The sequence below is a fragment of the Streptosporangium sp. NPDC004379 genome, assembly GCF_042873875.1.
Lineage (GTDB): Bacteria > Actinomycetota > Actinomycetes > Streptosporangiales > Streptosporangiaceae > Streptosporangium.
The window spans coordinates 126002-148087 of record NZ_JBIAMC010000014.1 but is presented as its reverse complement, the minus strand read 5'-3'; the positions used below and the strand labels follow the sequence as shown (position 1 = coordinate 148087).

Annotated in this window: 15 protein-coding genes; 10 read left to right on the top strand and 5 right to left on the bottom strand. The window is 72.4% G+C overall.

The features are described 5' to 3' along the window. Window positions 1–29: 29 nt before the first annotated feature. Window positions 30–947 (bottom strand): carbohydrate ABC transporter permease, encoded by a 918-nt coding sequence (locus ACFYSC_RS27500; protein WP_389967468.1) that lies wholly within the window; start codon window positions 945–947, stop codon window positions 30–32. Then, complete coding sequence (locus ACFYSC_RS27495; RefSeq protein WP_389967465.1) at window positions 944–2233, bottom strand: extracellular solute-binding protein; 1290 nt, start codon at window positions 2231–2233, stop codon at window positions 944–946. The genes ACFYSC_RS27500 and ACFYSC_RS27495 overlap by 4 nt, the downstream gene beginning before the upstream one ends. 180 nt (window positions 2234–2413) lie before the next feature. On the opposite strand from ACFYSC_RS27495, the gene ACFYSC_RS27490 reads away from it, so the two are divergent. Continuing rightward, window positions 2414–3427 carry a LacI family DNA-binding transcriptional regulator gene (locus tag ACFYSC_RS27490; protein WP_362945471.1) on the top strand — a complete coding sequence of 338 codons (1014 nt, stop codon included), beginning with the start codon at window positions 2414–2416 and terminating at the stop codon, window positions 3425–3427. Between the two features lie 132 nt (window positions 3428–3559). Here the strand turns inward: ACFYSC_RS27490 and ACFYSC_RS27485 are convergent, their stop codons facing one another. The 3 genes from ACFYSC_RS27485 to ACFYSC_RS27475 all read right to left on the bottom strand — a co-directional run bounded on the left by ACFYSC_RS27485 (window position 3560) and on the right by ACFYSC_RS27475 (window position 10810). After that, window positions 3560–5350, bottom strand: coding sequence for a ThuA domain-containing protein (locus tag ACFYSC_RS27485; protein ID WP_389967462.1), 1791 nt, complete (start codon window positions 5348–5350; stop codon window positions 3560–3562). Between the two features lie 121 nt (window positions 5351–5471). Beyond that, window positions 5472–8309 carry a carbohydrate-binding protein gene (locus tag ACFYSC_RS27480; RefSeq protein ID WP_389967459.1) on the bottom strand — a complete coding sequence of 946 codons (2838 nt, stop codon included), beginning with the start codon at window positions 8307–8309 and terminating at the stop codon, window positions 5472–5474. A gap of 86 nt (window positions 8310–8395) precedes the next feature. After that, a complete protein-coding gene (locus ACFYSC_RS27475; RefSeq protein WP_389967456.1) occupies window positions 8396–10810 on the bottom strand; it encodes an RICIN domain-containing protein in 2415 nt (804 codons plus the stop codon). A 924-nt stretch (window positions 10811–11734) separates the two neighbouring features. Here ACFYSC_RS27475 and ACFYSC_RS27470 point away from each other — a divergent pair. From ACFYSC_RS27470 to ACFYSC_RS27430, 9 genes are all read left to right on the top strand, one after another. Next, window positions 11735–13195 (top strand): arabinofuranosidase catalytic domain-containing protein, encoded by a 1461-nt coding sequence (locus ACFYSC_RS27470; protein ID WP_389967453.1) that lies wholly within the window; start codon window positions 11735–11737, stop codon window positions 13193–13195. Between the two features lie 211 nt (window positions 13196–13406). Continuing rightward, on the top strand, window positions 13407–14774 hold the full coding sequence (locus ACFYSC_RS27465; protein ID WP_389967450.1) for an RICIN domain-containing protein: 1368 nt from the start codon (window positions 13407–13409) through the stop codon (window positions 14772–14774). Window positions 14775–14942: 168 nt separating this feature from the next. Further along, window positions 14943–16121, top strand: a complete 1179-nt coding sequence (locus ACFYSC_RS27460) for an inositol-3-phosphate synthase (RefSeq protein ID WP_389967447.1) — start codon at window positions 14943–14945, stop codon at window positions 16119–16121. Between the two features lie 50 nt (window positions 16122–16171). Further along, window positions 16172–17035: an SCO3242 family prenyltransferase gene (locus ACFYSC_RS27455; protein WP_389967444.1), complete on the top strand. Its 864-nt coding sequence runs from the start codon at window positions 16172–16174 to the stop codon at window positions 17033–17035. Further along, window positions 17032–18036: a sugar phosphate isomerase/epimerase family protein gene (locus ACFYSC_RS27450; RefSeq protein WP_389967441.1), complete on the top strand. Its 1005-nt coding sequence runs from the start codon at window positions 17032–17034 to the stop codon at window positions 18034–18036. The genes ACFYSC_RS27455 and ACFYSC_RS27450 overlap by 4 nt, the downstream gene beginning before the upstream one ends. Next, a complete protein-coding gene (locus ACFYSC_RS27445) occupies window positions 18036–18740 on the top strand; it encodes an EboA domain-containing protein (protein WP_389967437.1) in 705 nt (234 codons plus the stop codon). Before ACFYSC_RS27450 ends, ACFYSC_RS27445 begins: the two co-directional genes overlap by 1 nt. After that, the gene (locus ACFYSC_RS27440; RefSeq protein ID WP_389967434.1) at window positions 18740–19591 is read left to right on the top strand and encodes a TatD family hydrolase; all 852 of its coding nucleotides are present in this window, start codon (window positions 18740–18742) and stop codon (window positions 19589–19591) included. The genes ACFYSC_RS27445 and ACFYSC_RS27440 overlap by 1 nt, the downstream gene beginning before the upstream one ends. Then, window positions 19591–20712: a metabolite traffic protein EboE gene (gene eboE / locus ACFYSC_RS27435; RefSeq protein ID WP_389967431.1), complete on the top strand. Its 1122-nt coding sequence runs from the start codon at window positions 19591–19593 to the stop codon at window positions 20710–20712. Before ACFYSC_RS27440 ends, eboE begins: the two co-directional genes overlap by 1 nt. Further along, complete coding sequence (locus ACFYSC_RS27430) at window positions 20709–22082, top strand: alkaline phosphatase family protein (protein WP_389967428.1); 1374 nt, start codon at window positions 20709–20711, stop codon at window positions 22080–22082. Before eboE ends, ACFYSC_RS27430 begins: the two co-directional genes overlap by 4 nt. Window positions 22083–22086: the final 4 nt, after the last annotated feature.

Genomic DNA, 22086 nt, shown 5'->3' with positions numbered 1-22086 from the left:
GGAGGCCGTGCCGTACTCGGCGTGCCCGTTCACGCGAGGGCCTGCCGTCGCTGCGCGCGGATGTAGACCAGGCCGAAGACCAGGGCCGCCACGATCAGCAGGTTGCCGACCGCCGCCCCGCGGCCGAACTCCGGCAGCAGGTTGCCGAACCCCAGCCGGTAGGACCAGGTGGCGAACGTGGTGGAGGACCCGCTCGGCCCGCCCCTGGTCATGATCCAGATGATGTCGAACACCTTCAGCGTGTAGACCAGCCCGAGCAGCAGCGTGATCGCCGAGACCGGCCGCAGCAGCGGGAACGTGATCGTCCGGAAGCGCCGCCAGCCGACCGCGCCGTCCAGCGCGGCGGCCTCGTGGACGGCGGGATCGATCGCCTGGAGACCCGAGTAGAGGACGACCAGGTTGAACGGGACGCCGATCCAGACGTTGGCGATGATCACCGACCACAGCGACCAGTCGGGCGAGGTCAGCCAGCGGACGGGATCGACGCCGAACACGGCCAGGGCGGCGTTGACGATCCCGGAGTCGCTGTTGAGCATCCACGACCACGTCGAGGCCGACACGATCAGCGGCAGCAGCCACGGCACCAGGAACAGCGCCCGCAACGTGGCCGACAGCGGGAAGTTCTGGGCGAAGAACACGGCCAGGGCGAGCCCGATCGTGAACTGGAAGACCAGGGACACCAGGGTGAACACCACCGTGTGCCACAGCGCGGGCCCGAACGTCGCGTCTCCGGCGACCTCGGCGTAGTTGGCCGTCCCCGTGAAGGGGGCGTCTCCCTGCACGAACGACCGCACCGTGTAGTCGTGCAGGCTCAGCTCGACGTTGCGGTACAGCGGATAGGCGTAGAAGACCGCCAGGTAGACGACGACCGGGGCCAGGAAGGCCCAGGCCGCCCATCGGCCGGTCCGCCCGGGGCGGCCGGCCGCGCGCCGCTCCCCCGCCGTCACCGGATGGCGCTCGCGGCGGCGGCCTGCGCGTCGGTCAGCGCCTGCTGCGGGCTCTTCGACCCGCTGAGCGCCGCCTGCACCGCGCCCCACAGCGGCTCGGAGATCTTCGGGTACTTGGTGCCGAGGTCGTCGCCGGTGCGGCCCCTGGCGGCCTTGACCGCCTCTACCCACACCTTCAGGTCCGGGGTCCGTTCGACCTGCTTGGACTGCGCCTGCTCGGTGGGTGCGACGTACGAGAGGGTCGTGGCCGTGGTCAGGGAGTTGTCGGTGCTGGTCAGGCAGGTCACCAGCTTCTGGGAGGTGGCGTAGCGGCCGGTGTCCCGCTGCACGGGGACGCCGACGAACTCGCCTCCGGTCGGCGCGGGGGCGGTGCCGCCGTCCTTGCCGGGGACGGGGATGATCCCGTAGTCGAAGCCGGCCTTCTCCGCGGCGGCCACCTGCCAGGTCCCGTTCTCGGCGAAGGCGTAGTCGCCGCCGGCGAACTCCTGCCAGCTGGTGGTCTGGGTGTTGTTGATGACGGAGTCCGGGGCGTACCCCTTCTTCAGCCAGTCGGCCCACAGCGTCACCGCCGAGACCCCCTGCGGCGAGTCGAGCTTGGTGAGCATGGCGCCGGACCCCCAGAACCACGGCAGGAACTGGAAGCTCCCCTCCTCCGTGCCGATCGCCGAGAACGTGATCCCCTTCTTGCCCGCCGCCTTGACCTTCTCCAGGGCGGCGGTGAGCGACGCCCAGTCCCGGACCGAGGCGATGTCCACCCCGGCCTTGTCGAGCACCTTCTTGTTGTAGTAGAGGGCCAGCGTGTTGGCCCCGATCGGGACCCCGTACGTCTTGCCCCCGATCCGCCCCGCCCCCAGCAGGTTCGGCTCGATGGCCGAGGTGTCGAGCCTGTTCTCCTCCGTCGTCGTCAGCACGCCCGCCTCGGCCAGCGTGGAGACCACCGGGTTGTCGACGATGAGCACGTCGGGCGCGTTGCCCTGCTGCGCGGCGAGCAGCGTCTTGTTCGTCAGGTCGGTGGTGTCGAAGGCGGTGCGCTCCACCGTGACGCCCGCCTGGGCGCCGCAGGCGTCCAGCAGCTTCACCCACTCGGATCCCTTGTCGTGCTGGGGATAGGGGTCCCAGATCGTGTAGGTCCCGCCGCCGGCGGCTCCGCTCGCGTCCGCGGCGGTGTCGGACGGCCCGCCAGACGATCCTCCGGACGGTGAGGAGCATGCGGCGAGACCGCCGGCGGCCGCCAGCACCGCCAGGCTCAGTCCGGCCGCACGCCGGCTCGTTGCCGTTGACCTCATGATCTGACCTCCGCTGGCATGCGTTCTGCGGCTGCTGTCGTTCTCATCGAATCGGTTCGCATGAACATAGGACCGTGGATCACGTACGTCAATGCCTGCGTGTGAAAACACCCCGGTTCGTCGGTTCGAACGATTCGACTTACGATGATGCGGGGGGCCCGGACCAGGTGAGGAGCACCGGTGAACATTGGGGAGATCGCCAGGCGGTCAGGCGTGTCGCGCAGCACCGTCTCCTACGCTCTGAGCGGCAAGCGCCCGGTGTCGGAGGAGACCCGCCGGCGCATCCAGGCGGTCATCGATGAGCTGGGCTACCAGCCGAACGCCGCCGCCAGGGCGCTCAAGGAGGGCAGGACCCGCACGATCGGGCTGGTCATCCCCCCGGCCAGCCGGCGGCTCACGGACATGCAGCTCGGCTTCGTGGCCAGCGTGGTCGACGCCGCCGCCCGCGCCGACCTCGACGTCCTGCTGTCCCCCTCCGGAGGCGAGCACGACCGCTCCTTCGAGCGCACGGTGAGCGGCAGGCGCGTGGACGGCGTCATCCTCATGGAGATCCGGCTGGAGGACGACCGGGCCGTCCGGCTGGGGCAGATCGGCATGCCGTTCGTGGGGATAGGGCGTACCAGCCGCCCCGATGAGCTGTCCTGGGTGGACGTCGACTACGAGACGCTCGTCGCCCGGTGCGTGCACCACCTGGCCGACCTGGGCCATCGCCGCGTCGCCCTGGTCAACCGCTCCGCCGAGCTGGTGGCCGCCGGGTACGGCCCCGGCCACCGCGCCCAGGCCGGCTTCGCGCGGGCGGTGGCCGAACGCGGCCTGGAGGGCGTGCAGACGTGCTGCGCCGACGACGCCCAGTCGGGGGTCTCCTGCGTCGAGCGGCTCCTGGCCGGGCATCCCGGCCTCACCGCGATCGCGACCATCAACGAGGCCGCCATGCCGGGCATGTACCGGGCGCTGGCGCAGGCGGGCCTGACCGTGCCGGGGGACTTCTCCATCGCGGGCGTCGCCGCGCTGCACTGGGCGGAGAACCTGCACCCGCCGCTCACCGCCGCCGACGTGCCCGTCGACGAACTCGGCGCCAGGGCCGTGGAGCTGCTCATCCAGCGCATCGCCGATCCGGCCGCCCCCCACCGTCACCTCCTCGTCGCCCCTCCCGTCTCCCTGCGCGGGACGACCGGCCCCGCGCGCCCGCGCTGACCGGCGGGGAACGGCGGGCGGGTCCGCACGGTCACGCCCGGGGGCGGCCCCGGGCGTGACGTCATGTGCGAAGGGTCCGGCGGAGCGGAACCCCGGAGGGCCCCGGCCGCCTCCCGGCGCGGGCGGACGGCCTCAGGATCGGGTCCACTTCTGGCTGTTCTGGCCGTTGCAGGTCCAGATGTTCACCCTGGTGCCGTTGGCCGTACCGGAGCCGGAGACGTTCAGGCACTTGTTCGCTCCGACGGCGGTGACGCTGCCGTCGGCGTTGAGACGCCACTTCTGGTTGTTCTGGCCGTTGCAGTCCCAGATCGTCACCGCGGTGCCGTCGGCGGTGCCCGCGCCGGTCACGTCCAGGCACTTGCCGCCGTACACCCGCAGCTCACCCGCGCTCGTCGGGGTCCACTTCTGGTTGTTCTGGCCGTTGCAGTCCCAGATCTGCACCTGCGCGCCGTTGGACTGCGAGGCTCCGCTGACGTCCAGGCACCGGCCCGAGCCCACGCCCTTCAGCGCGGTCGCGCCGCCGGGCGGCGTCGGCGTGGCCGAGGGCGAGGGCGACGCACCGCCCAGTTCCTTGATCCGGATGTTGCGGAACGACACCACGTCGCCGGACCCGTGGTTCTGGATGCCGATGTAGCCCTGCTGGAGCGAGCGGACCGGATCGGTGTTGGTGAAATCGTTGATCTTCGTGCCGTTCAGGAACACCTGCAGCCGCTCGCCCTCCACCAGCAGCTCGTAGGTGTTCCACTGACCCGGCGGGTTCAGCGCCGCGTCGCGTGCGGCGGTGTCCGCCGCCTTGACCCCGTAGATCGCCCCCGTCGTCTTGTCCGGGGTGTCGGTCGCGTCGATCTGCACCTCGTACCCGGTGTCGAGCGCCGCGTTCGGGTCGCTCGTGGCCGGGAATCCGACGATCACCCCCGAGTTGGAGTCACCGGTCAGCCTCCAGTCGAGCTTGAGCGAGTAGGAGCCGAACTCCTTGGTGCCGTACCACAGCATGCCCATGCCGCCCTGGGAGGTCAGGGTGGCGTCGGTGTTGGTGAACGACCCCGGGCCGGCCTGCGACCAGCCCGCCGTCGAGCCGTTGTACAGCGCCGTGTACCCGGTCTCCGGGCGGCAGTCGGCCTTGGCCGCCCCGGCCGCGTACCGGATCCCGCCGACCAGCAGCGTGCGGAAGGCCGGGTCGGCGTACGACTCCTGGGTGTGCCCCAGGCCGGTGTAGAACGCGCGGCCCGAGGACTGGGCGTGGCACCAGGTGATCGGATGGTCGCCGCCCATGCCGCCGCCGCTGTAGCTGCCCTCGTCCAGGTTCTGCAGCACCTTCGCCGTCGAACGGGGGTTGGTGCGGTAGTTGTACCACTCGTCGGTGCGCGACCAGGTCGCCCCCAGATGGGCGGTCGCGGCGTGCGCCCGGTCCTCGTTCCGTACGGTGGCCCGCTGGATCGCCGGGTGGTTGTTGAACCAGGCGCCCACCAGCTGCCCGTAGTACGGCCAGTCGTACTCGGTGTCGGCGGCGGAGTGGACGCCGACGTAGCCGCCGCCCCCGTCGACGTAGGACTGGAGCGCGGTCTGCTGGGTGGCGTTGAGCACGTCCCCGGTGGTGCTGAGGAAGACGACGGCCTTGTACTGGGCGAGGTTGGCCGAATTGAAGGCGGCCGAGTCCTCGGTGGCGTCGACGGTGAAGTCGCCGGTGGCCCCCAGGTCGCGGATGGCCTGGACGCCGGCGGGGATCGAGTCGTGCCGGAAGCCCGCCGTCTTGGAGAACACCAGCACCTTGAAAGCGGCTGCCTGGGCGGGGACGGCGGGGATCGCCGCCGCGGTGGCGACGAGTGCCGCCGCGGCGGTCACCGACAGGCGTCGCAGCACGGACGCCTTCCGGCCGGCGCCCGCGTCGCGCGCGGGCGCGGCGGGGGTCGGATGTCGCAGCATGGATGTCCTTCCGTCGCGGCGTCCGGCGCGGCCCGTTCCGGTGTCGGAGGCGGGCCGCGCCGGGCGTCACATCAGTCGATGGTCGCGGTGGGGTCGGGGCTGGACGGGGTGGCGGACGGCCTCAGGCCCGGGTCCACTTCTGGCTGCCCTGGCCGTTGCAGGTCCAGATGTTCGCCTTGGTGCCGTTGGCGGTGCCGGAGCCGGAGACGTTCAGGCACTTGTTCGCGCCGACGGCGGTGATGCTGCCGTCGGTGTTCAGGCGCCACTTCTGGTTGTTCTGGCCGTTGCAGTCCCAGATGGTGACCGCGGTGCCGTCGGCGGTGCCCGCTCCGGTCACGTCCAGGCATTTGTTGCCGTAGACGCGCAGCTCACCGGCGCTGGTCGAGGTCCACTTCTGGTTGTTCTGACCGTTGCAGTCCCAGATCTGCACCTGCGCGCCGTTGGACTGCGAGGCTCCGTTGACGTCCAGGCACCGCCCCGAGGCGGTCCCCTTCAGCGCGCTCGTGTCCCCGGGGGGCGGGGTCGACGGCGTGCCGGTGTCGAGGGTGAAGGAGTCCACGTCGAACAGGTAGCCCTGTCCGGTCGCGCCGCGGAAGACCAGGTACAGCGTCGTGGTGCCGGACGGTGCGCCGCTGAGGTTCGCCGACACGTCGGTGAAGGTCTCCCAGCCGCCGGTGCTCGCGACGTTCACCGTTCCCAGGAGCGTGCCCGTGGCCGAGCCGGCCCGGACCTCGATCCGGCCGCCCACGCCGCCGGAGGACACCCGGGCGGTGAACTTCGTCGCGTTGCCCAGGGCGTACGGCTGGAAGGAGATCCAGTCGCCGTCGTCGGTGAAGCCGACCGTTCTGCCGCCCTCGGCGGTGGTGTGGTCGGCCGTCTGCACGCCCTGCTGGGCGCCGAAGTGCTCGGCCTGCCGGTGCCGCGGCTGGAGCGTGCGGGAGCTGGTGGAGGTCAGGCCCCCGTTGTCGGTGTAGGAGGCCTCGAAGACGCCGTAGATGTTGGCCGCGGCGTCGTGCTCACCGTCGACCGGCACCGCGATGGAGCCCGAGCAGCCGGTCTGGGAGGTGATCTGGTGGCGGTGGCTGTCGTGGCCGAGGAGGTAGGTGACGGTGACCTTGGAGCAGTCGATCGTGCCGTCCTCCGGGTCGGTGACCGTGACCTGGAAGGGCACGGTGTCGCCGAAGGAGAACAGCTGCCCGTCGGCCGGGTTGGTCAGCGTCACCTTCGGGGCGGTGTTGCCGACGGTGACGATCAGGCTCGTGTTCCCGGTCAGCCCCTGCGGGTCCCGTACGGTGAGGGTGACGGTGTAGGTGCCGTCCGCGGTGTAGGTCTTGGACGGGTTCGCCGCCGTGGACGTGGTGCCGTCGCCGAAGTTCCACGAGTACGTCAGCGCGCCGCCCTCGGGGTCGGAGCTGCCCGCGGAGGAGAACGCCACCGTCAGCGGAGCCGGTCCCGAGAGCTTGTCGGCGGCGGCCTTGGCGATCGGGTTGCGGTTGGCCGCCTTGCCGATGTACTCGACCCGGTACAGCGCCTGGTTGTTCTTCCCGTCACCGTAGTCGAGGACGTACAGGGCTCCGTCGGGGCCGAAGGCCATGTCCATCACCTGGGTGCCGGTCCAGGGGAACGCGGAGATCTCCCCGCGGGAGCCGTCCGCCTTGACCTCGATCGCCTTGATCCAGCGGCGGCCGTACTCGCCGGCGAAGAACCGCCCGTCCAGCTCCTGCGGGAACTTGATGGACGAGCTCAGGTTCGGGTCGAAGCGGTAGACCGGGCCGCCCATCGGCGACTCCGATCCGGAGCCGAACTCCGGCGGGGAGCCGGAGTCCCCGGCGTACTTGATCCACGCCGGCTTGGCGGCGGGCAGCGTGGTCAGCCCGGTGTTGCGGAAGGAGTTGTTGGTCGGCCCGCCCGCGCAGTCGTACTTGGGGCCGGTGCTGTTGGTGGCGAAGTTCCACTCGTTATAGGTCTCGGTGGTGGTGTTCGAGCCCGTGCAGTACGGCCAGCCGAAGAATCCCGGCCCGGTGATCCGGTTGAACTCCACCTGCCCGCTCGGACCGCGGTTGGAGTTGGTCACGCCCGAGTCGGGGCCGTAGTCGCCCAGGTAGACGACGCCGGTGGCCTTGTCCACGCTCATCCGGAACGGGTTGCGCAGGCCCATCGCGTAGATCTCCGGCCTGGTCCGGGCCGTGCCCGGCGCGAACATGTTGCCGCTGGGGATGGTGTACGTGCCGTCCGGCTGCGGCTTGATCCGCAGGACCTTGCCCCGGAGGTCGTTCGTGTTGGCGGCGGTGCGCTGCACGTCGTACTGGGGGTTGCGGTCGGTCCGCTCGTCCAGCGGCGAGTAGCCGCTCGACTCGAACGGGTTGCTGTCGTCCCCGGTCGTCAGGTAGAGGTTCCCGGCCGCGTCGAAGTCGAGGTCGCCGCCCACGTGGCAGCACATCCCCCGGTCGTTGGGCACCTCCAGCACGACCTTCTCACTCGCCAGGTCGAGGGTGTCGTCGGACTTCAGCGTGAACCGGGAGAGGTTCAGGTGGCCCTTCCACTGGTCGAACTGCGCCTGCGTGCCGTTGCCGGGCGCGTCGCCGGTCGGCGTGCTGAGGCGCGGCGAGTAGTAGAGCCAGATGTACCGGTTGGACGCGAAGCCCGGGTCCACCGCCACACCCTGCAGACCCTCCTCGTCGTGCGTGTAGACGTTGAGTTTGCCGGCCACCTTCGTGGCGCCGTTCACGTCGGTGATCCGCACCGTGCCGTCGCGGGCCGTGTGGACGACCGACCGGTTCGGCATCACGGCCAGCGACATCGCCTCGCCCAGCTCCGCGCCGCCGGACGCCAGGGACACCTGCTGGTAGTCGGACGCCGGAATCGTCAGCGCGTTCGCCAGGGAGCCGCTGACCGCGAGGGTTCCAGGGATGATCAGCGCCATCGTGGCCAGCAGTTTGAGCCACGGACGTCGGGACATGTGTGTTCCTTACGAGTCGGTCCGAAGAGGGGGGTCGCCCCGCGTCCCTGCCGGTGGGGGACGCGGGGCGGGTCGTCAGCGAGCGGTCAGGATCGGGTCCACTTCTGGTTGCTTCCTCCGGTGCAGGTCCAGATGTGGACCTTGGTGCCGTTGGCGGTGCCGTAGCCGGAGACATCGAGGCACTTGTTCGCGCCGACGGCGGTGATGCTGCCGTCGGTGTTGAGACGCCACTTCTGGTTGTTCTGGCCGTTGCAGTCCCAGATCGTCACCGCCGTGCCGTCGGCGGTGCCCGCGCCGGTCACGTCCAGGCACTTGCCGCCGTAGACCCGCAGCTCACCCGCGCTCGTCGAGGTCCACTTCTGGTTGGCCTGGCCGTTGCAGTCCCAGATCTGCACCTGCGCGCCGTTGGACTGCGAGGCCCCGCTGACGTCCAGGCACCGGCCCGAGCCCACGCCCTTCAGCGCGGTCGCGTCCCCGGGCGGCGTCGGGGTGGCCGAAGGCGAGGGCGACGTGCCGGTCCGGGGCCCGGCCGACGCGATCACGGCCTGGGCGCCCGCCGGCCAGTTGCCGCCCGCGACGGTGACGTTGCCGGAGACGACGTTGCCGCGGTCGCCGTTGGTCACGTTGGTGCTGCCGTTGGTCGACCAGTTGCCGGTGACGGTGAAGTTCCCCATGTTCTCGGCGAACCAGTAGTTGGCCGTGGCCCAGGTGCCGGTGTTGGAGAAGACGTTGCCGTTGGCGGTGTAGTACCGCGAGCCCTCGTCGAAGTAGAGCCCGAACCAGCCGTTGGTCCGCAGGCAGTGGTTGCCGCTGATCGTCCCGTTCGGGTTCGCCGACAGCGTGTAGATGCATCCGCCGTCGGTCATCTGCTGCATGACGTCGTGCACGTAGTTTCCGACGAGCCGGTGGCCGGACGCGGTCGTGGCCGTCGTGTACCGCGGCTGGTAGTTGTACAGGCCGCGGTCGGCGTAGTGGTTGCTGCCGCCGGCGTCGTTGGCGCCCCAGCCGTACCCGATCGACATGCCGGTGTAGGGCATGTTGTAGACCTCGTTGTGGGACACGTCGCTGCCGGTGACGTAGGTCGTCAGGACCGAGACGACGCCCCGGTAGTCCAGGCCGAGGTCGTGGATGCGGTTGTCGGTGACGGTGATGTTCCGGTTGACCATCCGCTGGTCGCCGGGGTGGTGGGCGTCGGCGCGCACGCCGCCGACCACGATGCCGCCGGCCGAGCTGCGGGCGATCTCGGAGCGGGTCACCGTGATGTCGCTCGCGCCCAGGCCGACGCCGCCGGCGTGCGCGTTGGCGTCGTTGCCGATGCCCACGGCCGTCTGCCCCAGGTTGAGGAACCGGGAGTCGGTGAAGGTGACGTTGTTCGCGGCGGAGACCTGCACCGCGGCGGGCATCTGGTACCAGTTGGGCCGGGTGGCCTCGAACTGCTGGCAGCCCTCCTGGCAGGACTTCGGCAGGTCGGCGGGCACGCTCCAGTTGCCGGCGATGTAGGCGCCGGTCTGCTGGTCGGCGAAGCCCTGGTTGCTGCTGGGGCCCAGCCAGCTGGTGCCGGTGAACGTGATGCCCTTGAACGTGATGTGGTGCGCGGGCGCGTCGTAGGTGCCCCCGACGTTCACCAGGGACTGCAGCAGCGGCAGCTCCACGCTGACGTCGTTCATGTTCTGCCCGGCGAGGGGGATGTAGGACAGCACGCCGGTCGCGGGGTTGATGTACCACTCGCCCGGCGCGTCGAGGAACTCGTAGGCGTTCTCCAGGTACAGCGGACCCGCCCGGTGGGGGGTGGTGAACACGTCGTATCCGAAGATGTTGTTGGTCCAGCCGGGCTGCTGCATCGTGATGAAGTTCCCGCTGATGCTCTGCACCCGCACGTACCGGTCGGTGAACGAGCCGATGCTCTCCATCTCGATCCGGTTCTGGCCGGCCAGGTTGTTCAGGTAGTTCAACGCGGAGTTGCCGAACCTCATGCCGGTGCCGGTCGCGGTGAAGTCGGCCCGGTTCACCTGGGTACGGGCACGGGTGGCGAGGGCGCCGTTGACGTACAGCTGCCGGGTGTCGATCCCGGTTCCGACGTCGGCGCGCCAGATGTTCTTCCCGGGGTCGGCCTGCGACCATCCCGTGACCGCGCGGGCCCCGCTGATGACGGGGCTCGCGCCCGCCGCGGCCTGCCAGCTGACGGTGTGGCCGTTGTTCCCGGAGTCGGCGGCGGTCAGCCGGAGCGGTGAGGAGAGCCGGTACACCCCGCCCGCCAGTTCCACGACGATGTCGTCGGTCATGGCGCCGTTCAGCGACCGCACCGCCGCCTGGGCCCCCGTCAGTGAGCACGGCTGGGCGGAGGTGCAGGCGGTGCCGGTGCCGGTGGGCGACGCGTACAGGGTCGTGGCGGCCGCGGACGCCGAGGTGGCCGGGGTGACGAGGGCGAACGCGGCCAGTACCGCGGCGACGATGCCGGCCAGGACCGGTCTCGGCACCGCGGCGGGTGAGGATGATCGCACGGTGGTTCCTTGGGGGGTAGGGGCATGGTCAGGTCACACCCTCCTCCGCAGGGCAGGTGACGCCCTCCCGGAGGAGGAGACCGTCGCCGTACGGGAGGCGTATGGGACCACGGGGGGACGCCCGCGGAGCGGGACCGCGGACGTCGTCGTGGCCGGCCACGACGCGGAGGGCCCGGAGGCCCTCCACACCCTGCCCGTGTGGATTCGGCCGCGGGGGTTTCCGGAAGGAGGCGCGCCCCCCGCGGGGATCTCGCTACCAATTACGAGTGGAGCACCAGGACCCGTCAAGACCTTAAGCCCACTTATTTCACATTCAGCACACCGAGGCCACGGTCGCTGTTAACGACTCTGACGCGTTCATCAGGGAGGACGCCTACCGCCCGCGTCGTTCGCACCGGCCGCTCCGAATGAACCGTTCACATGTTTCGTACTGATCATGGACGACCCGGCCCCAGGTGACGGCCTCCCCCAGGCGGATGAACGTTTCATCGGGCTCGTCCCGGCGGGAGCCGGATGAGCCGCCGATGGGAGCCGCCGGGAGGGATTCCCGGCCGCCGGTCCGGATTCACCGAAGCTTGACAGGCGGCGTGCGGGTCGTGTGTGCTTCGCTGTAACACAGCCTCCTCCCCCTCCTCAGCGGCCTCGACACTGAGGCGAATCGATTCGCGCCCGTTGTGGCGATCGGCTCCGAGCGGCCCTCCCGCGCTGTCCCGTGACCGGGCGGCCCGGTCCTCGGCGCCCGCCGGACGGGCGCGTCCCGTATCCCGCCGTCTCCGGCGAGCCCCGTGTCTTCCCCGGCACGGCCGTCTCCGCCGCGCCCGTTTCCGAAGGAGTACGACATTGCAGCCTTCACCGGTTCCCTTACCGGGCCGTGCGACGCGTGGGCGGCGTGCTCGGACGACCCTCGCCGCGTCCGTCCTGGCTATGCTGGCGACCCTCGTCGCCACCGCTCTCGTGTGGTCCGGACCCGCCTCGGCGGCGACCACGCCACTGATCGGCACGGGCTCGGGCCGGTGCCTGGACGTCAGCGGTGCCTCGCAGTCCAACGGCGCGCAGGTGCAGATCTGGGACTGCAACGGCCAGGCCAACCAGCAGTGGACGACCACCGGCGCCGGTGAGCTGCGGGTCTACGGCGGCAAGTGCCTGGACGTGACCGGAGCCGGCACCGCCGACGGCACCGCGGTCACCATCTGGGACTGCAACGGCCAGAACAACCAGAAGTGGCGCCTCAACACCGACGGCAGCATCACCGCCGTCGGCGCGAACAAGTGCCTCGACGTCTCCGGCTACGGCACCGCCAACGGCACCAAGGTCCACATCTGGACCTGCCACGGCGGCACCAACCAGAAATGGACCACCGGAACCGACCCGGGCCCGACCCCGACCGTGACGCCGACCTCCACGCCGACCCTGCCGGCCGGCGCGCGCCCGTGCGACATCTACGCCTCGGGCGGCACGCCGTGCGTGGCCGCGCACAGCACGACGCGGGCGCTGTACGCCGCCTACGGCGGCAACCTGTACCAGGTCAGGCGCTCGTCGGACAACACGACCCGCAACATCGGGCTGCCGGTCGCGGGCGGCGTCGCCGACGCCGCGGCCCAGGACGCCTTCTGCGCCGGCACCACGTGCGTCGTCACGGTGGTGTACGACCAGTCCGGCCGCGGCAACGACCTGTGGTACCAGGGGTCCAGCGTGGTCCCCGGCTCCCCCCAGAGCAGGCCGGCGGTCGCGACCACCGAGTCGCTCACCGTCGGCGGCGCCAAGGCCTACTCCCTGTACATCAACCCCGGCAACAGCTACTGGCGGGACGGTCACCTGACCGGCGTGCCGACCGGCAGCGCGCCCGAGGGCATGTACATGGTCACCAGCGGCACCCACGTCAACGGCGGCTGCTGCTTCGACTACGGCAACAGCGAGACCACCAGGAAGGCCGACGCCGCCGGCGCCATGGACGCCATCAACTTCAGCACCCAGTGCTGGTTCGGCGGCTGCTCCGGAGGCGGCCCCTGGGTCCAGGCCGACCTGGAGTGGGGCCTCTACCCCGGCGGAAGCCAGTCCTGGAACCCCAACCAGCGGGCCTTCCCCCACAAGTTCGTCACCGCGACCCTGAAGAACAACGGCACCAGCCGCTTCGCGATCAAGGGCAGCAACGCGCAGTCCGGCAGCCTGTACACCCTGTACGACGGCTCGCTCCCCCCGGGCTACAGCCCGATGAGGAAGCAGGGCGCCATCATCCTGGGCAGCGGCGGCGACTGCTGCAAGCCCGACGGCGGCGCGAACCTCAGCGCCGGAACCTTCTACGAGGGGGCCATGGTCGCCGGCTATCCCTCCGACGCCACCGAGAACGCGGTGCAGGCGAGCGTCGTCGCCGCCGGCTACCGCTGATCCCGCTCCGGGACGGGGCCTCACCGGCCGGACCCGCCGCGCCGACCGCGGCGGGTCCCCGTGGGGGCCGCCCGTCCTGCGGATCGATCCGGAAGACCGTCCCATCGGGCCACCCGGAAGAAGGAGATGTGGCACACGGCTATTAGTTAGCGCTAACACAGCGACTTCCCCATCCATGCGTCACCACGAGAACGACGAAGGAAATCGTGTGATGTCGAGGAAAAGACCCCTCTTCGCCGCTGCCGCGACCGCCGCGCTGCTCGTCCTGGGCCTGGTGCAGGCGGTGCTGGGCGGCAGCGCGAGCGCGTCGTCCGCCCAGCGGAGCGCCCTCGCGCCCACCGCCGGGTGCGGCAAGACCCCGACGCTGAGAAGCGGTACGCAGTCGATCACGACCAGCGGGAAGAACCGCAGCTTCATCCTGCGGATCCCCGACAACTACAACAACAACACGCCCTACCGGCTGGTCTTCGGGTTCCACTGGAACGGCGGCACCGCCAACGACGTCGACTCGGGCGGGACCAGCGGGTACGTCTGGTCCTACTACGGCACCAGGGCGCTGTCGAACAACACCGCGATCTTCGTCGCCCCCCAGGGCTTCAACAACGGCTGGGCCAACTCCGGCGGCGAGGACGTCACCTTCGTCGACGACATGATCCGGCGGATCGAGTCGGACCTCTGCGTCGACACCACCCAGCGCTTCGCCATGGGCTTCAGCTACGGCGGCGGCATGAGCTACTCGCTCGCGTGCTCCCGGGCGAACGTCTTCCGCGCGGTGGCGGTCTACTCCGGCGGGCAGCTCAGCGGGTGCAGCGGCGGCAACGACCCCATCGCGTACATCGGTCTGCACGGCCTCCGCGACCCGGTGCTCAACATCTCCGCGGGCCGGTCGCTGCGCGACAGGTTCGTCAGGAACAACGGCTGCACGCCCCAGAACCCGCCGGAGCCGCCGCAGGGCAGCCTGACGCACGTCGTCACCTACTACTCGGGGTGCCGGGCCGGGTACCCGGTCGCGTGGGCGGCGTTCGACGCGGGTCACACCCCCAACCCGGTCGACGGGAAACCCGGCGACTTCGAGCCCGGTGAGAACTCCTGGACCAGGTCGGTGGTGTGGAACTTCTTCACGCAGCTCGGCGGCGGCCCGACCCCGGACCCCACGATCACCCCCACGGCCACCCCCACGGTCGACCCGCCGGCGGGCGGCGCGCTCAAGGGCGCGGGCTCGGGCCGGTGCCTGGACGTCAGCGGTGCCTCGCAGTCCAACGGCGCGCAGGTGCAGATCTGGGACTGCAACGGCCAGGCCAACCAGCAGTGGACGACCACCGGCACCGGTGAGCTGCGGGTCTACGGCGGCAAGTGCCTGGACGTGACCGGCGCGGGCACCGCCGACGGCACCGCGGTCACCATCTGGGACTGCAACGGCCAGAACAACCAGAAGTGGCGCCTCAACACCGACGGCAGCATCACCGCCGTCGGCGCGAACAAGTGCCTCGACGTCTCCGGCTACGGCACCGCCAACGGCACCAAGGTCCACATCTGGACCTGCCACGGCGGCACCAACCAGAAATGGACCCGGGTCTGAGACCCACCGGCCGCGCGGTCACCCCGAGCACCTGCCCGGGTGACCGCGCGGCTCCGCCGGGGCGGGTCACCGCCCCGGCGGACACGTTCCAGAACACGAACACAGACGCGAGGAGGATCGGACGATGAGGACCGATCACGTTGTCCGCACGGCTCCCGGGAGCCTCTGATGACCACGGGAGTATGGCTGGTCGGCTGCCGCGGCTCGGTCGCGGTGACCGCCGTCGTGGGGGCACTGGCCATCCGGGCCGGGCTGGCCGACCGGACCGGCTGCGTCACCGAACTGCCCCTGTTCGCCGGAGTCCCTTTGCCGGCCCTGGCCGACCTGACCTTCGGCGGGCACGACGTCGCCGCCGTGTCGCTGGTGAAGAAGGCTCAGGCACTGGCCGACGAGGGCGTCCTCCCGGGCGGGCCGGTGCGGGCGCTGGAGGAGGAGCTGGCCGCGGTCGACCGGGACGTGCTGCCACTGCCCTCGGCGCGCGACCAGGCCGAGACGGCGGCGCTGATGGCGGGCGACCTGGCGGCGTTCCGGAAACGCCACGGCCTGCGGCGGGTCGTCGTCGTCAACGTCGCGACGACCGAGCCGGCGCCCGCGCCGCATCCCGCGCACGCCCGCCTGGACCTCCTGGAGGAGGCGCTGCGGGGGTCGCGGCCGGACGACGGCGCGGTGCTGCCGCCCAGCTCGCTGGCGGCCTACGCCGCCTTCCTCGCGGGCTGCCCGTTCGTCGACTTCACCCCCTCCACCGGGGCCCGGCTGCCCGCGCTCGACCGGATGGCCGTACGGCGGGGCGTGCCCTACGCCGGGCACGACGGCAAGACCGGGGAGACCCTGGTGAAGTCGATGCTGGCCCCCATGTTCGCGATGCGGAACCTGCGGGTGCGGACCTGGTCGGGGATCAACCTGCTCGGCGGCGGCGACGGCGCGAACCTGGCGCGGCCGGGCCCGAACGCCGCGAAGGCCGCGAGCAAGGGGAAGGTGCTGCGGGAGACGCTCGGGTACGTCCCCCAGGGCGAGGTCCGCATCGACTACCTGGAGGACGCCGGCGACTTCAAGACGGCCTGGGACCTGGTGACGTTCGAGGGTTTCCTGGGGCGGCGCATGCGCCTGGACTTCACCTGGCACGGATGCGACTCGGCACTGGCCGCGCCCCTCGTGCTCGACCTGGCCCGGCTGACCGCCGCCGCGCACGAGCGCGGCCGTTCCGGCCCGCTGACCGAGCTGGCCTTCTTCTTCAAGGATCCGCTCGAACCGGCCCCGCACGCCCTGGCCGACCAGTGGAACCTGCTGTGCGACTTCGCCGGCGGCCTGCGCCCCGGATCCGGGCCGGACTCCGGGGAGCCGCGGTGAGCGGCGTGGCCCCCGGAACCCCTGGGGTCCGCGGGGTCCCCGGGGCCCGGATGGGACGGATCGCGGTGCGGGACCTCGTCGAGCTGGTGCGGATGCCGGCGGCGCTGTCGGTGCCCGGCGACGTGGTGGCCGGCGCGGCCGCCGCCGGTGTGCTGGGCCGCCGCACGGCCGGGCTGGCCTGCGCGTCGGTCTGCCTGTACTGGGCCGGCATGGCCGCCAACGACTGGGCCGACCGCCACGTGGACGCCGTCGAGCGCCCCGGGCGGGCGATCCCGTCCGGCCGCGTCTCCCCCGGCGCGGCGCTGGCCGTCGCCGCCGGCCTCACCGCCGGGGGTGTGTCGGCGGCGGCGCTGGCCGCGGGGCCGCGGGCGGGCGCGCTCGCGGCGGCCCTGGCGGGTGCGGTGTGGACCTACGACCTCGCGGCCAAGGACACCCCGGCGGGCCCGGCGGTGATGGCGCTGTGCCGGGTGCTCGACGTGCTGCTCGGCGCCGCTCCCGGCGGGCGGGCGGGCGGGGCGTTCTCCGCGGCCATGCCCGCCGCCCTGACGGTGGGCGCCCACACCTACCTGCTCACCCTGCTGTCCCGGCGCGAGGTGTCGGGATCCGGGCCGCACCTGCCCGCCGGGACGCTGGCCGCCACGCTCGCCCTGGCCTCGGCCGTCGGCCGCCGCCGGGGGTGGACGCAGAACGCGCTCGCCGCCTGGTACGCCGCGCGCTTCGGCCTCGCCCAGGCCCGCGCCGCCGCCGACCCCTCCGCGCCGAACATCCGGGCGGCCGTCGGCAGCGGGATCACCACGCTGCCCGCGCTGCAGGGCGCGCTCACCGCGCACGCCGGCGCGGAGGGCGCCGGGCTGGCCGTGGCGGCGGCCGCGCCGCTGGCCGGGATCCTCGCCACGAAGGTGTCCCCGACATGACCGGCGTGGACACCGCCGGGGCGACCGGAACGACCGCGCCGGGCGCCGCCGGGGCGGGCGGGGCCGCGGCGGCGGGAGGGCTGCGGTTCGGGTACGGCACCAACGGGTTCGCCGACCACCGGCTCGGCGACGCGCTGGAGGTCATCGCCGGCCTCGGCTACCACGGTGTGGCGCTGACCCTCGACCACGACCACCTGGACCCCTACGCGCCCGGCGCGGCGCGGCGGGTCGCGGCCGCCGCCGACCGGCTGCGCGACCTCGGGCTCGGCGTCGTCGTCGAGACCGGCGCGCGCTACCTGCTCGACCCCTGGCGCAAGCACTCCCCCACCCTGCTGCACGACGACGGTCACCGGCGGCTGGACTTCCTGCGGCGGGCCGCCGCCGTCGCCGCCGACCTCGGCGCCGAGGCCCTCTCGTTGTGGGCCGGGACGCGGCCCGCCTCCGTTCCCGCGGACCTGGCCTGGCGGCGGCTCGTGGACGGCTGCGCGCACCTGCTGGGCACGGCGACCGTACCGCTCGGCTTCGAGCCGGAGCCCGGGATGCTGGTCGCGACGATCGCGGACTGGCGGAGGCTGCGCGATGCGCTCGGCCGCCCCCCGGGCTTCGGGCTGACCCTCGACATCGGGCACTGCCGCTGCCTGGAGCCGGACCCCGTACCGGACTGCGTGGAGTCCGTCGCCGGGCACCTGGTGAACGTCCAGATCGACGACATGCGCAGGGGCGTGCACGAGCACCTGGAGTTCGGCGACGGCGAGATCGACTTCCCGCCGGTCCTGGCCGCCCTCGCCTCCTGCGGCTACACCGGGCTGGTCTCGGTCGAGCTGCCCCGGCACTCGCACGCGGCGCCGCAGATCGCCGCCCGCTCGATCGAGTTCCTCCGTACGGCGGAGCGCGCCGCGACGGGCGCGGCCGCGGGGCGGGGGACGGGGAAGGCGGCCGCGAGGCCGCGGGCCGGGGAGGCGGCCGTGCCGGAACACGTCTCCGCGGAAAGGAGCCGGTGATGGAAGCCCGGGAACTGCGGGCCGTACTCGGCCGGGAATGGGTGACGGACGCGTGCGCGGAGATCGGGCGGCGGCCGGAGACGATCGGGCGGCACTTCGCGGCCGCCGGGCGCCGCGCGGGCCGGACGCCGCTCGCCGGGGCGCCCGGCTGGCGGGCCGACGAGGCGGCCCGCGCCGTGCTGCTCGCGGCGCTGCCGGCGCAGGAACTGGCCGCGCGCCTCCCCGTCCTGTACGCCGAGGGGACCGCCGAGGAGAAGCTGGCCGTGCTCAGGGCGCTGCCGCTGCTCCCGGCCGGGGTGCGGGCCGCGCCGCTCCTGCGGGACGCGATCCGCACCAACGACTCCCGGCTGCTGGCCGCCGCGCTCGGCCCGGCCGCCGGGGTCCTGGACCAGGCGGAGTGGCGGCAGGCCGTGCTCAAGTGCGTGTTCACCGGGGTGCCGCTCGCCGCCGTCCACGACCTGGACGGACGGGCCGACGGGGAGCTGGCCGCGATGCTCGCCGGGCTCGCCGCCGAACGCGCCGCCGCCGGCCGCGCCATGCCCCCCGACGCCTCCGCCCTGCTCGGCCGCCTCAACGGCCGTCTCCCCGGCCGTCTCAACGGACAGCCCCCGGGGTGGCCCGGCCAGGGGGCGGACCACCCGACCCGGCGGCCGGCCCGGCCCGGCCGGGCGGCAGATCACCCGACCCGGCAGCAGGAGGCCTGATGCGGATCTTCGACCCGCACATCCATATGACGTCGCGCACCACGGACGACTACCGCGCGATGGCGGCGGCGGGCGTCCGCGCCGTCGTCGAGCCCGCCTTCTGGCTGGGCCAGCCGCGCACCAACCCCGGCTCGTTCACCGACTACTTCGACTCGCTGCTCGGCTGGGAGCCGTACCGGGCCGGGCTGTTCGGCATCCGCCACCACGCCACGATCGCGCTGAACCCGAAGGAGGCCAACGACCCGCGCTGCCGTCCGGTGCTGGACCTGCTCCCCCGCTACCTCGACAAGGACGGCGTCGTCGCCGTCGGCGAGATCGGGTACGACTCGATGACGCCCGAGGAGGACGAGGCGTTCGCCCGCCAGCTCGACCTCGCGATCGAGCACGGCCTGCCGACGCTGGTGCACACCCCGCACCGGGACAAGGCCGGCGGCACCCGGCGGACGCTCGAGGTGGTGGCCGCCTCGGGCATCCCGCCGGAGCGGGTCCTCGTCGACCACCTCAACGAGCTCACCGTCGGCCCCGTCCGGGAGTCCAGCTGCTGGATGGGGTTCTCCATATACCCCGACACGAAGATGTCGCCGCCGAGGATGGTGGAGATCCTGCGCCGGCACGGGCTGGAGCGGATGCTGGTGAACTCCGCGGCCGACTGGGGGAACTCCGACCCGCTGCTCACGCTGGAGACCGCGCGGGCCATGCTCGACGCCGGCTTCGACGCCGACGACGTGGACCGGGTGATGTGGCGCAACCCCGTGGAGTTCTTCGGGCAGTCCGGGCGGCTCGACCTGTCCGAGGCCGAGCCGGCGGAGCCGGTGTTCCAGGGCAGCTCCATCCTGCGCGGGGGGAGCTGATGCGGCTGCGCGACACGGCCGGGCGGGTCCTGCACCTCGGCTACTGCACGAACGTCCACCCCGCCGAGGACCTCGGCGGGGTCATCGGACAGCTCGACGAGTTCGCCGTGCCGGTCCGCGAACGCCTGGACGCTCCCGTGCTCGGCCTCGGCCTGTGGCTGGCCGCGCCCGTGGCGGCCGGGCTGGCGGCCGACCGGGCGAGCCGCCTGCGGCTACGCCGCGAACTGGACCTCCGGGGCATGGAGGTCGTGACGCTCAACGGCTTCCCCTACCGCTCGTTCCAGGACCCGGTCGTCAAGCACGCCGTCTACCACCCCGACTGGACCGCCCCGGAGCGGCTGGCGTACACCCTCGACCTGGCCCGCGTCCTGGCCGACCTGCTGCCGGACGACGCGGCGCGCGGCTCGATCTCGACGCTGCCGCTCGCCTGGCGCGAGCCGTGGGACACCGTCATGGCCGGGCGGGCCGCCCGGAGCCTCGACAGGCTCGCCCGCGGCCTGGCGAACGTCGAGGAGACCACCGGACGCTTCATCAGGGTCGGGTTCGAGCCGGAGCCGGGCTGCGTCGTCGAGACGACCGCGCAGGCCGCCGCCCACCTGGCCGGCGTGGACACCGACCGGCTCGGGATCTGCCTCGACCTGGCGCACCTGGCCTGCGCGTGGGAACGGCCCGCCGACGCGCTGCGCACCCTGCGGGAGGCCGGCCTGCCGGTGGTGAAGGTCCAGCTGGCGGCCGCCCTGGAGACGGCCGAGCCCGCGGCGCTGCGGGAGTACGCCGAGCCGCGCTTCCTGCACCAGGCCCGCAACCCCGGCGGCGGGGCCGCCGACGACCTCGGCGAGGCGCTGGCGGACGGCCTCCCCGCGCCCTGGCGCGTGCACTACCACGTGCCGCTGCACATGCGGCCGGAGCCGCCGCTGACGTCGACCGTCGGCGTGCTGCGCGAGGCCCTGGCCGAACTCGTCGGCCGGGGGGCGTGCGACCACTACGACGTCGAGACCTACACGTGGGGCGTGCTGCCGCCGGCGCACCGGCCCAGCACCTCCGCCGGGCTGGCCGACGGCATCGCCGCCGAGCTGGCCTTCGCCCGCGACGAGCTATGCCTCCTGGGAGCACGCACATGACCTCGCAACTCGTCCTCGACGTGGTCGGGCTGACGCCCCGCCTGCTGGAGTCCATGCCCCGGCTGCGGTCCGTGGCCGCCGCCGGCTTCCAGGCCCGGCTCGACCCCGTCCTGCCCGCCGTCACCTGCCCCGTCCAGTCGACGTTCCTGACCGGTCTGCCGCCCGCCGGGCACGGCGTGGTGGGCAACGGGTGGTACTTCCGCGACCTCGGCGAGGTGCTGCTGTGGCGCCAGCACAACGCGCTCGTCCAGGGCGAGAAGATCTGGGAGACCGCGCGCCGCGACAGGCCCGGCTTCACGGTGGCCAACATCTGCTGGTGGTACGCGATGGGCGCCGACGTCGACTGGACCGTCACCCCCCGGCCGATCTACTACGCGGACGGCCGCAAGGAGCCGGACTGCTACACCTACCCGCCCGGACTCCACGACGAGCTGACCGCGCGCCTGGGCCCGTTCCCGCTGTTCACCTACTGGGGCCCCGGGGCGGGCATCGCCTCCTCGGCGTGGATCTGCGAGGCCACCCGGCACGTCATGACGACCCGCGACCCCGACCTGACCCTCGCCTACGTCCCGCACCTCGACTACGACCTCCAGCGGTACGGGTCGTCGGACCCCCGCTCGGCCGCGGCCGCCGCGGAGCTGGACCGGGTGATGGCGCCGCTGCTGGAGACCGCCCTCGGCCGGGGGACGACGGTGACCGTGCTGTCGGAGTACGGCATCACCGACGTGTCCCGCCCGGTGGACGTCAACCGGCTGCTGCGCGCCGAGGGCCTGCTCCACGTGTACGACCAGGACGGGATGGAGTATCTGGACCCGTGGACCTCCCGGGCCTTCGCCGTCGCCGACCACCAGACGGCCCACGTCTACGTGCGGGACCCGTCCGATGTTCCGGCCGTGGCGAAGCTCTGCGCGGCCCTGCCCGGCGTGGCCGAGGTCCTCGACGAGGAGGGCAAGGCGGCCTGCGGCCTCGATCACCCCCGCTCGGGCGAGCTGGTGCTGCTCGCCGACCCGGACGCCTGGTTCACCTACTACTACTGGCTCGACGACGACCGGGCCCCCGACTTCGCCCGGCTGGTGGAGATCCACCGCAAGCCCGGCTACGACCCTGCCGAGCTGCTCTTCGACCCGGCCGACCCGGGGCGGGCCAAGCGGAGGGCGGCCGTCGCCCTCCTCCGGAAGAAGACCGGCATGCGGTACCTCATGAACGTCGTCGGCCTCGACGCCGGCGCCCGGGCAGTCAGGGGCTCCCACGGCCTGCTCCCCCGCGACCCGCGGGACGCGCCGGTGCTGCTGTGCTCCGACCCGTCCGCCGCCCGCGACCGGATCGCCGCGACCGAGGTGAAGGACCATCTGCTCGGCCGTACCCCGTGACCCC